We start from the raw sequence: 14,069 nt of genomic DNA on the forward strand, positions 1-14,069 counted from the left end.
CATGGCGTTAGGTCCATTCTGGCCACCGCGTTGGATCGCCGGCTATCCGGACCGGGGCATTGTGGTTGAAGGGGTATTGCCACGCATGCCGGGGCAAACCTTGCTCTCCAAAAAATCACCCGAATGGAGCACCGGGGTTCAAAAGGCCGTCAGTGGCCGACGCCGTACGACGGCCTACTATTCGGCGCCGCTGTGGTCCTTTCAGATCAGCTACAACGCCGTGCGCAAGCGGCCGGGTCTGGATGAATGGTCACGATTGGTGGACTTCTTCAACAGCCGAAAAGGCCAGTTCGGTGAGTTCTTGTACTTCGATCGCACCGATCACCTGGTCACCAACCATCGCTTCGGTACCGGAGATGGCTCCACCACCGCCTTTCAGTTGTCTCGCGCTGTTGGGAGCTGGGTGGAGCCGGTGTACGGCGTGGTCAACATCGATGCTCTGCGGGTGGGTGGGATACCGATTACTGCGTACAGCGTCGACGGAATAGGCCGCGTGACCTTTGACGTTCCACCGCCTGTTGGTGCCTCGCTGGTCTGGACTGGCGCGTTTTTCTTTCGATGCGCTTTTGATGGAGATTCGCTCGATGGCGCCCAACCTTTCCGGACTATCTGGGAAATGAAGAACATCGCTTTCACGAGTATCAAACCATGATCGATGTCACCCCCGCGTTAAAGGAATTCTTGGCTACGGCGCGCAGTTTTGTCATGGCCGATCTGTACACCATTACCCTGGCCAGTGGACAGGTACTGCGCTACACCGATGCAGGCATCCAGGTCTACTCCGGTGGCCAGAACTACTCAGCCAGCGGCCCGCTGATCAAACGCTCGGGCGTGCGGGCTGTTCGCGGCATTGAGGTCAACACCTTGAGTGTCACGTTTTCTGCGGGATTGGAAGACACGGTGTTGGGCGAGGCGGTGCTGCCATTCATCGCAGGAGGCGGATTTGACGGCGCTTCACTGATGTTGGCCCGGGCCTTCATGCGCGACTGGGGTTCGCCAGTTGTTGGCACCGTCACTCGTTTCATCGGACGTGTAGCCGAGGTCGACCCTGCCGATCGGGAGCAGGCCACGGTCGCAGTGAAGTCGCCGATGGAATTGCTTGATACCAAGGTGCCGAAAGGGGTCTACCAACCTTCCTGCTTGCGCACGGTGTACAGCAGCGACTGCGGCGTTAACCGTGCGCTGTTTGAAACCGCCGGACTGGTGCAAGCGGGTAGCACGGCGTTGCGCATCCGCAGTACCGTCTCCGCCGATCAGGGCTGGTTCGACCAGGGTGTGATCCGTTTCATCAATGGGGCTAATGCCGGCGTAGCCCGCACAGTGAGGCGTCACACCGGAGACGGTGATGTGACGCTGATTCTCGGTTTGCCGGCCGAGCCGCAGGCCGGTGACCAGTTTCTGATCTACCCGGGGTGTCCCCGCACGCTGGATGCCTGCACCAACAAATTCGGCAATCGCGCTCATTACCGAGCGATGCCGTTCATACCTGTGGCGGAGACCTCGGTATGAGCCCGCAGGAAACACTGCAGCGCGAGCTCGTTATCACCGAGGCGCGTGGCTGGCTCAACACGCCTTATCAGCATCGCCAGCACCTTATCGGTGTTGGTGTCGATTGCGCCTGGCTGCTGATCGAGGTGTTCTTCGCCGCTGGGCTGATGCCGTTGATTGATCCGGGGGCCTATGCCCAGGACTGGCACCTGCATCGCAGCGAAGAGCGCTACCTGGGCTGGCTGGAGTTGTTTGGGCGCGAGATCGAATCGCCGCAACCCGGCGATGTCGCGGTGTGGCAGTTCGGCCGCACCTACAGCCACGGGGCCATCGTGGTGAATGAGTACCAGGTGATTCATGCGTACCGGGATATCGGCGTCGAGTTGGCGGACAGACGCGAAGAGCATCTGGCCTGTCGGCGGGTGCGCTATTACACATTGAACAACTATGGGGTGAACGATGGGAGGCAGCAGTAGCACCATCTCCAACAGCGCAACACGCATTAATGCCCTGCAGGTCCAAAGCAGCGCCAGTGGCAAACCGATCGCCTGGATCGCGGGCCGCAATCGCATCAGCCCCAACCTGATCTACTACACCGACTTCGAATCCGTCGCCAAAACGAAAAAGACCAAGTCGGGGGGAAAGGGTGGCGGTGGCGCAACGCAGCAAGACACCACCTACAAATACTATGCCGCTTTGATCCTGGCCATTGGCCGAGGCCGGTTAGGGGCAGTTCATCGCATCTTTCGCGACAAGGAAGTGTTCAGCGAAAAAGTGGTGGATGGCGTGACGAAATCCGCGCTGTCACAGATCGGTTTCAGTTTCAAAAGGGGAGTACGGAATCAGGAGGTGTGGGGCTTCCTTGAAATCAAGCATCCGGACGAGGCGATTGCTTATTCCGACACTGCGTATGTGTACGCCCCCCGGTACCGGCTCAATGACAGTGCCGGTGTGCAGAATCACACGTTCGAGGTCGACGGTCCTTATCAGGTACCGGGCTTGCCGGATGCTAACCCGGGGGAATTTCTGCCTGGCCTGCTCCTTGATCCGCTGGATGGGGTTGGTTTTGATCCTGGTTGGATAGCGGATCTGAGCAGCTATCGCGATTATTGCCTGGCCGAAAACCTGTTGTTGAGTCCGGTGCTCGATGAGCAGGCGCCCGCCAGTGAGGCAATCGCCCGCTGGCTGCAACTGACCAACAGCGAGATCTACTGGTCGGCAGGCAAGTTGAAGGTGGTTCCTTTTGGCGACCAGGTGGTGACCGGCAACGGGGTCACCTGGTACCCGAACACGACGCCCGTTGCCCATCTGACTGATGACGATTTTCTTGCCGAGGAGGGCGAGCCGCCCGTCCAGCTCAAGATCAAGAGCCAGGCCGACAGCTACAACGAGGTTTCGCTGGAGATCCTCGACCGTGCCCATGAATACAACACCGATGTGGTTCGAGGCGTCGACCAGGCCGCGATCGAGCAGTTCGGCTCGAGGCCGATGGACACCATCAAGGCCTACGAGATCTGTGACGTAGCCATCGGGGCGCACGCGGCGCAGCTGCTGGTCCAGCGCAAACTGTACATCCGCAACGAATATCAATTTTCGCTGGGCTGGCAGCATGTGCTGCTGGAGCCAATGGATCTGGTCACTGTCACTGAACCCGGCCTGAAATTAAATCGTCGGTTGGTCCGTTTGATCTCGGTCGAGGAGGACGATGAAGGCAAGCTGACGGTGGTCGCTGAAGACGCCCTGCTTGGGGTGGGCAGTGCGCCGAACTACCCGGTACAGAGTAAGGCGGGCTACCAGGGCAACCAGAACACGGAACCAGGTCCAGTGCTGCCGCCCATCATGTTCAATCCGCCCGAAAGCCTGCTGGTTGGAGGTGATAACCAGATTTGGGGGGCAGTCACCGGCGCCGGCGACAGTTGGGGCGGGTGTGAACTGTGGATCAGCGCTGATGGCGATAGCTATTGGATGGCTGAATCGATCTATGGCGGTGCCCGGATGGGGCACCTTTCGGCGCCACTGGCCGCAGGCGGCGATCCAGACACAACGAACACCTTGTCCGTGTTGCTTGCCGTTCCGGACGAACTGACGGCGGTAACCACCGCAGAAGCTGACAGCGGCGGGACGCTTTGCTGGGTCAACGGTGAGTTGCTCAGTTACCGAGACGCTGCATTAACAGGCGTTGGGGCTTACGACCTGGAGTACTTGAGGCGTGGCCGGCTCAGCACTGCAGTGGCGGCCCACCCTACGGGTGCACCGTTTGTGCGTCTCGATGATGCGGTGTGGAAGTACAGCTACACACCTGACCAGGTTGGCAAAACGATATGGGTCAAGTTTCGATCGTTCAACGTGTTCGGCAGGGCGACCGAGGATCTCGCGGATGTTGCCGCCTACAGCGTGACCTTGTCACCGGCTCGGGTCGTGCCCGGAGCTGCACAAGCGCTGAGCCTGATCGGATCGTTTGAGGCGCCTTACTTCACGGTGAGCTGGGTAGCTGGTGCGCGGGTTGAGGACCACTTGGTGAGGGTTCGCAACGCGGCGACCAATACGGTGTTACGTGAGGTCAGTACTACCAGCACGTCATTCACTTATCAGCGTGCTGACGCGTTGGTCGATGGTGCGTTGGTGCGTAGCTATCGAGTGGAAGTAATAGAACGCAACGCAGCCGGCAACGCGCCGGGGGCATCGCTTCTGGTAACCAACACCGCGCCGCCGGTAGTGGGTGGGACAGCCGCGACTGTAAGCGGAACCACGGCAGACGTCAGTTGTGATGCGAGTGGGGCAGTGGATGCCGCTGGCTACATGTTCGTGTTTTCTCTCACTTCCGATTTTGATCCGACGATTGCAGGGACTGTCGGTTATCAGGGAGCCGCCCCTGCCGGGCAGATTACAGGCCTGATTGCGGGCTCCACGTACTTCCTGCGCGCAGCTGCTTACGACACCTGGAGCAGTACCCGCTCCCAGCTCAATTTTGCTCCGGCAATTTCTTTCAACACCTGATAGAGACTCAATATGCAACCCATTCAATTCTTCGCCGCACGGGCAGAGGACGGCGCTCTGCTGCCTGGTGCAACCGTCAATGTGTTCATCACTGGGACGCGTGATCACGCATTGTTAGCGAAAGACGCGGAGGGCGCCTTTGCATTGGCCAACCCGTTGACCGCCGATGGTAACGGTCGGGTGCTGTTCTACACGGCGGCTCCCCGCATCGATATTCAGATCAGCCGTGGAGGGTATGTGGCGCCGTTGCTGGTGGATATCAGAACCAGTGACCCCGCCGATGTGTTGTCGGCGACGCTGACCGCCGCAGAGCGTGCGGAGTCTGCACGCGATGCGGCTCAATACACCTCCAACTGGGCGGACGATGTGGCTCAAGGTTTGGCGTCCGGTAAGCCGTACTTTGTCGTGCCTTCCCCTGTATCCGACGAGTACTTGGTTCTTTATAAAAATGTCGGTGGCATGGCCGTTGAGCTAGACCGCTTGGCAAATTGGACCGCAGTCAAAAACATCAGCTCCATCATTCGTGGGTTCGGTTCAGCCGCGGTTGAAACTGAAATCATGAAAATCGTTGACCCTGAAGGCGGGCTATTTGCAGACCTGACCAATCAACGCATGAGTTTGCCCTTTGTCGGACTGATCAGTGGCGGTCAAGGAATGGGGCTGCTCGATGCCGAGGGTAATGCCGCGTTCTATTCGGACCCGACCCGAACGATCGCAGGACCGATGGAGTTCCGATACACCGACTATCCCAGCGTTGTGTATGTCGATGCATTCGATCAGGTGATATGGGACCCGTTGGAAACCCCGCAATCCTCTGGTGGAGGGGAGGTGACCCTTCCATTCGAAGGAGGTCTACTATTTCAGCCCAAGATTGCCATTGGACAAAACTTCGAACCGACGCTTTATCCGGCCAGCATGCTGACCCATCGGGATCGTATCCAGGATGTAGTCGCCTCCCTCAACAGCACCACCACCGGTTCGGCCAGGTCGGCTGATGAGCTGCCGGTCACTGCAAGCTACGGTGCCGGCGCTGTGCTGAACCTGCGCCCGCGCAACTCACCGAATGACCGTCGGTTCATGGCCCTGAACATCATCAAGGTGCCGCAGCAGTCGGCCAGGCCGGTCAAGGTGCTGATGATCGGTGACAGCATCGTCAATCGACAGGGTGCTTACCTGATGAACCTGTATCTGCGCGAGTTGGGGTTCATTCCGACCTTCATTGGATTGCTGGCCGGGATCGGCGCCGACGGTGTGACCAGCAACGGTCCGATGACCGAAGGTCGCTCAGGGTGGGAAAGTGGCGACTTCACCTTCGCGGTGACCGATCGAGCGCTGCCTATTGTTCCTGGAGAAGAGGCAGCGTTTCTCGCATTGGGCAAAGGAGCTCGAGTCGCTTACAACACCTTCATCCGTCCGGCGGTAGTGGGAGACAACCCTAACCTGGTGCGCAATGGCTACGTATTTGACTGTGCCTTCTATCAGAGCAGGTTCCCCGGGTTCGTGGAAACGCCGGACATTGTCGTCAACGCGCTGGGCACCAATGATTTTCGCGATCGCGCCGAGGCCACTGTCTACGACACCGTGTACGACAACGACCGGATCATTCATTCGCAAATCCGCGCGGCTTGGCCGGCAGCGAAAATCATTCGTGCAGTCCCCGGCACCTCGGTCAACGACGATCGCAACAGCCTCTGGACTCGTGGGTATTCGAGGGGGATTCAGGCCATCCAGCAATGCGCCAAGGACCTGGCCGACCCGCTACTTACCATCGCTCCGCTGTGGGCGATGACCAATCCCGAAGTCGGTTATCTGCGACTTGATACCGCCCCGGGTTCAGACGGTTTTGTCAGCGGCAATTGGGCTGACGATATCCATCCTGAAGAGTCATCGAAAATTGGTTACTACCGGGCGATGGCACCGTACATCGCCGCTGCCGCTATCGGCTCTCTCTAATCATTGTGAAAGGAATTTATACATGGGCGTTCTGATTGTTGCTCAAGATGCATTGGCATCGCCGAACTCGAAAATCATCTGTCCGGTCCAGCGTGGGATGCGGGGGTATTTCACCACCGACGGTGATGTGTCCCGATTCGCTGTCAACCGTTCCCCAGGTCAACCCAATGGGGTGGTTGTGGGGAACCCCATAGCGTTCCCGACCCACGGGCGTTTCAAGGGCAATTCCAACTTCCTGCAGACGCAAATTGCAGAGGAAGCCAGTATGACTATAATCGTCGTGGGTAAGGCTGTAGCGCCGGTACCCGACGGATCGAACGCAGCAGGGGACGCAAACACGCCGATGTATGCCGGCAATTTCCGTTCCGAAACCAATTCCCCGGGCTATACCGGCGTCTCGGGTGGCATCGCCTTGGGCCACGTGGCCTCCAATACGCTGACATCGTACGGTGCGCGTGACAATGGTTCGGGTGGGCACAGTTCTAGCCCGTTCAGTGTGGGAGGTGATGTTCCTACGTCGTGGGGTATTCGTGCCGTGCGGGTCAGGCAGAACGGCGCCACCACGATCCAGAACGTGACCCTGGGTATTCGCAATGACAGCACCAGCACCACCCAGCGAGTGCTGAACGGTCTAAGAATGCGCATCGGCAGTGGTGGGGGCAGTTCGGGCTTTGCTGGTGAGGTAGATATTTCGATGGCCATTCTGGCGAATGTGGCCTGGACGGATGCCGAATTGGCCTTGGTGGTGGAGCAGATCCGAGCGCGCATGAGTCGCTTGGGAATAGCCGTCTAAATAACGCACAGGACGAAAAACCTTAGCCGCTGAAAAGCGGTATTTTTTCGTCCTGATTTTTACGTCGCATTGGATGATGTTTTCAGCATAACGGCTTATTGCTATTATGGGCGTAGAATCAGACATAAAAATCACGGCGACTGTTTTCGGACCTCGGTTCCGCCTTTAAATGGACAAGACGGATAGATGAGAGATTTGATGTTAGACAACGAAATTACGATCGTTTTTCTAGCTGTTCTAGCAATTGCTTCGTTCGCCGCAATTATCATTTCGATATTTCTGTTGCGCAAACTTCGTGCATTAAGCGAATCAAAAGAGCCAAGCGTTACTTCCTCTACCCCTCACCCGTTTAGAGGGGGATTGCTATTCGAGCCGACGATTGCGGTGGCTGAGTCAGAGTCGTCATTTATCTACCCTGCGAATATCTTGACGCGCAGAGAGTTGGCAAAGGATGTCATATTTACTATTGGTGGAACAAGGTCCTCAGGCTCATACACCGGGAGCACGCTTCCGGTAAGTCAAGATTTAGGGCGGGAGGCCATCCTTAACCTAAGGACGGTTAACTCGACGGATGATCGTCGCTTCTTCACGTTGAACATCATTCGTGTTCCGAAACAGTCAGGAACCCCAATTAAAGTATTGATGATCGGCGACAGTATAGTTAATCGTGATGGATCAAGGTTGCTGAATAAGTACTTACGAGAGCTCGGGTTTAATCCACAAATGTTGGGACTCCTGAAAGGGATGAATGCTGAAGGTCTGTCGGATGGACTCTTCAGTGAGGGCCGCTCTGGCTGGGAAAGTGGAGATTTCACATACGCGATCAACGATCGAGCCATTCCAGTGGCAGACGGTGAGGAGGGGGCGTTTTTGGAGTTGGGTAAGGGGGGGAGGGTTACCTACAATCCCTTTATTCGTCTCGCAAAGCCAGATGATTCGTCTGATCTTATTCGTAACGGATATGTTTTTGATTGCGCGTTCTATCAAGCGAGGTTTGATTTAGAGACACCTGATGTTGTGATCAATGCCTTAGGTACGAACGACGCTAGAGATAGGTCAACCTCCAAGGTTTACGATTGCATCTACGACAACGATAGGATTATTCATTCGCAAATTCGGGCGGCCTGGCCGAAAGCTAGAATCATCAGAACGCTTCCATCCACTGCGATTGCGAACGCTAGAAATAAGCTGTGGACGTACAGCTACGCCAAAATAATTAGGGCAATGCGCGCTTCTGCAAAGGATCTCGGTGACCCGCTCCTGATCGTGGCGCCTTTATGGGCAATGACTAACCCGGAATGCGGTTATGAGTTGCCTGCAAAAGAGGCTGGGAATGATGGGTTCATTGCAGGAAACTGGGCTGATCCGATTCATCCGTCTGGCGCCTCACAATATGGCTATTACAAAGCCATGGCGCCATTTATCGGGGGTGCCGCATTGGGGTTGCTCGACAACCAGGTGGATAGGATCTCTCAGCTGTAGTCATCAAAGTTATTAATAAACCGTAATTAGCCCGCACCGAGCGGGCTTTTTTTCGTCTGGAGAAAAGTGATGGCAAGACTTTCAGAAAGCCGAGCTGGCAGCCGCAATGCGCTTGCATTCCTCGACATGCTGGCTTGGGCAGAAGGCACTTCCACGTCACCGGCCACGGCCATGGATGGCTATGACGTGATCGTCACAGGCATCGACAAGAAACCGGAGTTGTTTAAAGACTTCACGGACCATCCCTTTGCCCGTGAACGCAGATCTAAGACGATCAATAGCCGCGGCCTGACCTCGAACGCATCCGGTCGGTACCAGCAGATGCTCAAGGACTGGCCGCATTACCGGGCGCTGCTCAAACTGCCTGACTTCAGCCCTATTAGCCAGGACCTGGTCGCTCTGCAGCATATCCGCGAATGCAGGGCGCTACACGACGTGCACGCTGGCCGGATCGAAGCCGCAATCAAGAAGTGCCGGAACATTTGGGCCAGTCTCCCGGATGCGGGTTACGGCCAACCCGAGCACCGGATAGAGGACCTGATTAAGCAGTTCCGTTTGGCAGGTGGGGTGCTGTCGTGAATTCGCTTGGGACAAAGGTAGTGTTCGCTCTGGGAACCATCCTTTTACTACTGGCAGCAGGTGCAGGGCTTGGGGTGTGGATGGCGGCTCAGCATTACCGGCCATTACTCGATAATGCCAATAATGAATCTGCGATCGTCAAAGTAGCTCGTGACAACCTGGAAATGCTGGCCGGTGAGCAGGGCAGAAAGCTCGGTGATTTGTCAAAGATGGCTAATAATCGCAAGAAAACAGCAGATGAAGCGATTGCCAAGGCCGCTTTAGAGTCAAGGCTTCACTCCGAAGCAGCCAATCGAATTCAGCAGGAGAGCATCGCTGGCGATCAATGCACCGCGACGGAAACTGTCATCGATCAGGAGCTTGGCCTATGAAGAATGCGACGATAGTTGCCTGCCTGATACTTCTATCCGGATGTGCTGTATGTGAGCCAGAGGTCCGCGCCGTCCGAGTAGAGGTGCCAGTAGCGGTGCCTTGTCAGACATCTCCAATTGAAGAGCCAGAATTTGCGGCCGCGAGCCTGAAGAAAACGGACAGCCTTCAGGTCAAAGTTCGCGCGCTGCTGGCCGAGCGTAGGCAGCGAATGGCATTCGCCAAGAGACAGCAAGCGGCAATCGCTGCATGCAAATGACTTGCGGCTCCCGTAAGGACATCGCTGTTTAGGCTTTCCATCCTTTTGAGGTGCAGCGCAATGACGTGAACGTCGTCCGGATTGTTACGCCTGAGCCAAAACCGATGGCATAATGGCCAATTACCATGGATGAGGGTGCGAGCTAATGTTTGGTGGATTGCTGGGAAGGAAGGGATCAGAGCTCGCAGGAACTCAAGTTATATCTGTTCTTAATAGATTGTCTGCCACGGCTGGTGGCGTCACACGAGCAGCTCTCAACAGAGCTGGCGTGCTTGGCAAGAACGGGTTTGGTTCGTATGTCGTTTCAATCGATTATGATGCTGGCCTAGCCAACTCAATTGAGGTGTTAAGAAGAGACGGGAGGCTTGACTCGGAAGTTCTAGCCTTCAACTTCTTTTTTTATTATGGAGCTTTATCTGAGTTCCTCGCAAAATCTAAGAGTAAGCCTCAGTTACGTAAGTTGTCCGTGTCATCGCTTCTGTCGGTGCCGAAGCGCAGATCTCGATTTGTGGGGGCTACAGAGCTTCAGTCTGTTGAGTTTTTCAATGGTGCAGGAGTCGTGTTTGCTCGCGAACTTCTCGATGAATCTGGTAAGTCGGTTTCATTTCAGTTGAACGTGTCACCTACTGAGAATCATACATTTAAGACCAGAGACGATGCTTGCACTTTTTGGCTTGAGGAATTATCCAAAAAAGCATCATTTTCGGTAGTTGTAGCAGATGCTTCATCGACTAGTGATATCGTAGCGAATATTTCATCCAACAATACCAAAAAAGTTTTAACGCTTCATGGAAATCATTTTGCTGATCCGTATGTCTACGGTAGTGCGATAAAGCCTAGAAGTCAGTTGATTATTGATAATGCTAAAGTTTGCGATACTCTTGTTCTGCTGACAGAGGCTCAGCGAAAGGATATCGAGCAGCAATTCGGATTTGATCAAAAAGTATCGGTAATTCCAAATTCTAAAACAGTTTTTAAAGACGATATTCCTGTTCAAAGGAAATCAAAGCTATTTGTTATTGTTTCTCGGCTTGATTCGGTGAAGAATATTGATCGCGCTATAAGGGCATTCAAGCTGGCAGTAGAGATAGATCCCGAACTCATGCTGGAGATTTGGGGCCGTGGTGCGTTAGAAAGCGAGCTCACGAACTTGATACATGAGTTGGAGCTTTCTGAAAACGTGTTCATGCAAGGGTACACGCGAAATCCGGATACAGTGTTCAGAAGAGCTAGAGCATCTCTTTCTAGTTCTCTCTCGGAAGGGTTTGGTCTCAGCTTGTTAGAGTCTATGTCTGTAGGGACGCCAGTCATTTCTTTCGACTCAAATTATGGTCCAAAGGAAATTATTCAAAACGGCGAGAATGGTTTTCTTGTAAATAGCGAAAGCGAATGTGCCGCACAAATAGTTCGATTGGCGCGTGACAATTCTCTTTTTGATAAATTGTCGAAAGGTGGAGTTGAAAGCTCTGAACGTTACTCTCCAGAGTTGATCGGTCAGAAGTGGGTCGAACTGGTCAATTGCTTAGTGAGCACCAAAAGGTATCAGGGCGCTTTTGGTGAGAGAGTCATATTTGAAAATACTAACTCGAGTAGCTCGGGAAGTATTTTCATTTCCGATAAAGAAATTGCTGGTCGCCCGCTCGATGGGGTGCGGCGAGTAGAGATTATACGCATCGACCGGACCAAAACGTTCAGCAATACGTATTCCAAGCTTGAGCCTGGGATCTATCGAGTTCACAGCATCACCCATGAACCTGGCTCATTCAGGTATGCGATTAAGATCGCTCAGGACGGAAGCGTTCATAAGGGAACAATTCCTTTGAAGGCGTTGACGTTCAAGCTGCTCAATTAGTATGCATATGGGGTAGCGCTCCTATATGCGAGTGCTGCCCCAATTGTTTTTTTGATTGAAAGCCATTCTTTATCGCAAAATATCCATCCGTATATTTATGTAAATCAATTGCACGGTGGAAGATTCAAATAGTTTCTTTTGGTTTTATTTTAGCCAGATGGAGAAGTCCAGATCTAGTTGTATGTGCTTGGCTATTGTCGCTAGAGCGATAGCTTGGCCGACGCTTGTAAGGTTTATGCTATAAAGTTTTTGTGCGCCATACATTCTTGTCATTTCAGAAAAAGTTGGCGCCTCTATTATAAGGGCTGATCTAAAAGCGTCTATTGTTCTGAACCCGATGGATTTATACGAATTAAACATTCTTTCGTATGGATCTATTATTTGTAGCGGATTGTACGCGCAAGCTCCGGAGTATTGCATGTGTCTTTTCTGAGTTTCGGATAATTCAATGCAATTTTGTATTAATGGAGCCAGCTCAGCGGCGACAAGCTCTAGTTGGGAGAGTGATACTATAGTTCCGAAATACATCGACTGGACGACGTGTGTAATACATAGTGTGGAGATGTGTTGTTGTGTTAGCTTTGGAACTACCTGGATTGCCTCGGATATAACGATATCCTTGAAGCTATTTGATTGATTCGAAATTCTTTCAATGACCAATCTGCAAAGAGTTTCTGGGTTGCTATCCTCTCCTCGACGAGCGGCAGAGGCCACGGCATCGTGCAGGCAAGCTTGTACGTCGGGATCTTTGAACTTCTCGGCGTCAATCTTTCTAGCGGCATTGACAATTTGTTGGCCCAGTCCCTCTGCGAACAGTCGAACGCGCTCATCTGCTATAGCTTGGGCTTCGGCGCGAAGAATAGGGAAATTTTTTTCGTGAAGAAGTTTGCACAAGTCATTGACTTCAGAATATGTCATACCATAAGTGACATTGCCTGAGGCCTGAATCGCTGTTGAACCATTGCCCACGTTTTGATCCTGACTAGATCCGAACATTTCTCGCCTCACTTATTAATGTGTGCATCGCGTCCTGCTTGAATCGCAACCGAATTCGGTCCTGTGGTCTGCGACTGGCTCGGCTCGGTCCGTCCTTTTGCAATGTATGCTCCCAGTAGAGTTCCAAGTGAGATGATCGCTGCGGTTATGGAATCAAATCCGGGCCTCATGAGTGCCCAGCTCATGCAGGCGACGAAAGCTACGAAAAGAACGAATATAAAAATGGAACGCATGTTAGACCCTAGGTTGAGTTTACTCAGAAGGCCCAAGTGTGCATGCGAAAGGTAAGCGATTCCAGTATCCGTAAGCTAAAAGTCCGATCCAGGGAACATATGACGCTATCCTGTAGCCGATCACTCAAATGAAATGGTGGCGGCATGGATGGTGTAGAGCTGAGCACAAAGATTGAGCGCGAAGCGGACAAGCTTCTCGCTCAGATCGCCCAGGCGGACTCGATGATTGTTGCGGCGAAAGCGGGCGCACGCGCTGAGGGTTTTGTGCTTGGCTTGGAGTCGGCCCGCGCTTTGAGTGAAGCGACCATTGATCGGCTCTATGTCATCTTCGACTCCGCGACTGAAGAGCGGCTGAGAGCGCTGGCCGCGACTTAGAACAAGCCGTTTTCCTCGGCTGGCTTGATCAGGTCGGGCCCCTGATTGCGCACGTTGCCTATCGCTCGGTCCACCTTGAACCACTCGAATGCCTCGGTGGGCTCGCCTTGGTGCATCACCATCTGTTCGGCTCGCTCCTTTGGCGTGGCCGGGTCAAGCCATTCCCGAGCGAGCTCTGGCGAAAGCGTAACCGGCCGGCGGTCGTGGATATCAACCATACCACCGGCACTGTCGGCGGTGATGATGACGAAGCCGTCGTGTTCGCTTGGCTCATGCTCGGCATTGGGATACTGTCCGATCGCAGCGCACAAGATTGGCGCGCGGTCCCGCCGGCGTATCAGGTAGGGCTGCTTCTTCGGTCCACCTTCGTCGACCCATTCAAACCAGTTGTTGATCGCGATGATGGCCCGGTGCGGCCAGATCGCACGGAAGAATGGGCCGTGGGCGACTTTCTCTACCCTGGCATTGATCGGTGGTGCGCGGTCCTTGGCCCAATGCGGACGCCATCCCCAGCGCACCATGTCGGCATGCAGGTATTCACCTTCCTTGTGGAAAATAGCGAGTTGGGTTGTCGGAGCTGCGTTATACCGCTCGAACGGATGGTCGCCTGCCTTGTTAACCAGCGGGTTGGGCATGCTGAGTGCCGCGACGAAGTCGTGGATGCCATCGTATTGGGAAAGTCGTCCGCACATG

General features: G+C 54.3%; 13 protein-coding genes. 11 read left to right on the plus strand and 2 right to left on the minus strand.

Features of this window, described 5'->3' with window-relative positions:
• Position 1 precedes the first annotated feature (1 nt).
• The 10 genes from ACA054_RS07475 (at position 2) to ACA054_RS07520 (ending at position 11,772) form a co-directional block, all read left to right on the plus strand.
• A complete protein-coding gene (locus tag ACA054_RS07475) occupies positions 2-652 on the plus strand; it encodes a DUF2460 domain-containing protein (RefSeq protein ID WP_497688825.1) in 651 nt (216 codons plus the stop codon).
• The gene (locus ACA054_RS07480; protein WP_497688826.1) at positions 649-1,509 is read left to right on the plus strand and encodes a phage/gene transfer agent baseplate hub protein; all 861 of its coding nucleotides are present in this window, start codon (positions 649-651) and stop codon (positions 1,507-1,509) included. Before ACA054_RS07475 ends, ACA054_RS07480 begins: the two co-directional genes overlap by 4 nt.
• Positions 1,506-1,964 (plus strand): CHAP domain-containing protein, encoded by a 459-nt coding sequence (locus ACA054_RS07485; protein ID WP_497688827.1) that lies wholly within the window; start codon positions 1,506-1,508, stop codon positions 1,962-1,964. Before ACA054_RS07480 ends, ACA054_RS07485 begins: the two co-directional genes overlap by 4 nt.
• Positions 1,948-4,485 (plus strand): phage tail protein, encoded by a 2,538-nt coding sequence (locus ACA054_RS07490; protein ID WP_497688828.1) that lies wholly within the window; start codon positions 1,948-1,950, stop codon positions 4,483-4,485. Before ACA054_RS07485 ends, ACA054_RS07490 begins: the two co-directional genes overlap by 17 nt.
• Positions 4,486-4,497: 12 nt before the next feature.
• Positions 4,498-6,438 carry an SGNH/GDSL hydrolase family protein gene (locus ACA054_RS07495; protein WP_497688829.1) on the plus strand — a complete coding sequence of 647 codons (1,941 nt, stop codon included), beginning with the start codon at positions 4,498-4,500 and terminating at the stop codon, positions 6,436-6,438.
• 22 nt (positions 6,439-6,460) lie between these two features.
• Complete coding sequence (locus tag ACA054_RS07500) at positions 6,461-7,231, plus strand: hypothetical protein (protein ID WP_497688830.1); 771 nt, start codon at positions 6,461-6,463, stop codon at positions 7,229-7,231.
• A gap of 198 nt (positions 7,232-7,429) precedes the next feature.
• Positions 7,430-8,713: an SGNH/GDSL hydrolase family protein gene (locus tag ACA054_RS07505; protein WP_497688831.1), complete on the plus strand. Its 1,284-nt coding sequence runs from the start codon at positions 7,430-7,432 to the stop codon at positions 8,711-8,713.
• A gap of 69 nt (positions 8,714-8,782) precedes the next feature.
• Entirely contained in the window at positions 8,783-9,292 is a 510-nt protein-coding gene (locus ACA054_RS07510) for a glycoside hydrolase family 24 protein (RefSeq protein ID WP_497688832.1), read from the plus strand.
• A 20-nt stretch (positions 9,293-9,312) separates the two neighbouring features.
• A complete protein-coding gene (locus ACA054_RS07515) occupies positions 9,313-9,663 on the plus strand; it encodes a hypothetical protein (RefSeq protein WP_497688833.1) in 351 nt (116 codons plus the stop codon).
• A 402-nt stretch (positions 9,664-10,065) separates the two neighbouring features.
• Positions 10,066-11,772 carry a glycosyltransferase gene (locus ACA054_RS07520; RefSeq protein WP_497688834.1) on the plus strand — a complete coding sequence of 569 codons (1,707 nt, stop codon included), beginning with the start codon at positions 10,066-10,068 and terminating at the stop codon, positions 11,770-11,772.
• Between the two features lie 144 nt (positions 11,773-11,916).
• On the opposite strand, the gene ACA054_RS07525 is transcribed toward ACA054_RS07520, so the two are convergent.
• Positions 11,917-12,741 (minus strand): LPO_1073/Vpar_1526 family protein, encoded by an 825-nt coding sequence (locus ACA054_RS07525; protein WP_497688835.1) that lies wholly within the window; start codon positions 12,739-12,741, stop codon positions 11,917-11,919.
• A gap of 404 nt (positions 12,742-13,145) precedes the next feature.
• Between ACA054_RS07525 and ACA054_RS07530 the strand changes: the two genes are divergently transcribed.
• Positions 13,146-13,376 carry a hypothetical protein gene (locus ACA054_RS07530; RefSeq protein ID WP_497688836.1) on the plus strand — a complete coding sequence of 77 codons (231 nt, stop codon included), beginning with the start codon at positions 13,146-13,148 and terminating at the stop codon, positions 13,374-13,376.
• On the opposite strand, the gene ACA054_RS07535 is transcribed toward ACA054_RS07530, so the two are convergent.
• Positions 13,373-14,068 carry an SOS response-associated peptidase family protein gene (locus ACA054_RS07535; protein ID WP_497688837.1) on the minus strand — a complete coding sequence of 232 codons (696 nt, stop codon included), beginning with the start codon at positions 14,066-14,068 and terminating at the stop codon, positions 13,373-13,375. The genes ACA054_RS07530 and ACA054_RS07535 overlap by 4 nt on opposite strands.
• Between the last annotated feature and the right edge of the window lies 1 nt (position 14,069).

It is taken from the genome of Pseudomonas sp. LBUM1653 (assembly GCF_059716115.1).

Coding starts and splice junctions, on each gene's coding strand:
- ACA054_RS07475 (WP_497688825.1), top strand. CDS start 2: ATGGCGTTAGGTCCATTCTGGCCACCGCGTTGGATCGCCGGCTATCCG.
- ACA054_RS07480 (WP_497688826.1), top strand. CDS start 649: ATGATCGATGTCACCCCCGCGTTAAAGGAATTCTTGGCTACGGCGCGC.
- ACA054_RS07485 (WP_497688827.1), top strand. CDS start 1,506: ATGAGCCCGCAGGAAACACTGCAGCGCGAGCTCGTTATCACCGAGGCG.
- ACA054_RS07490 (WP_497688828.1), top strand. CDS start 1,948: ATGGGAGGCAGCAGTAGCACCATCTCCAACAGCGCAACACGCATTAAT.
- ACA054_RS07495 (WP_497688829.1), top strand. CDS start 4,498: ATGCAACCCATTCAATTCTTCGCCGCACGGGCAGAGGACGGCGCTCTG.
- ACA054_RS07500 (WP_497688830.1), top strand. CDS start 6,461: ATGGGCGTTCTGATTGTTGCTCAAGATGCATTGGCATCGCCGAACTCG.
- ACA054_RS07505 (WP_497688831.1), top strand. CDS start 7,430: ATGTTAGACAACGAAATTACGATCGTTTTTCTAGCTGTTCTAGCAATT.
- ACA054_RS07510 (WP_497688832.1), top strand. CDS start 8,783: ATGGCAAGACTTTCAGAAAGCCGAGCTGGCAGCCGCAATGCGCTTGCA.
- ACA054_RS07520 (WP_497688834.1), top strand. CDS start 10,066: ATGTTTGGTGGATTGCTGGGAAGGAAGGGATCAGAGCTCGCAGGAACT.
- ACA054_RS07530 (WP_497688836.1), top strand. CDS start 13,146: ATGGATGGTGTAGAGCTGAGCACAAAGATTGAGCGCGAAGCGGACAAG.
- ACA054_RS07535 (WP_497688837.1), bottom strand. CDS start 14,068: ATGTGCGGACGACTTTCCCAATACGATGGCATCCACGACTTCGTCGCG.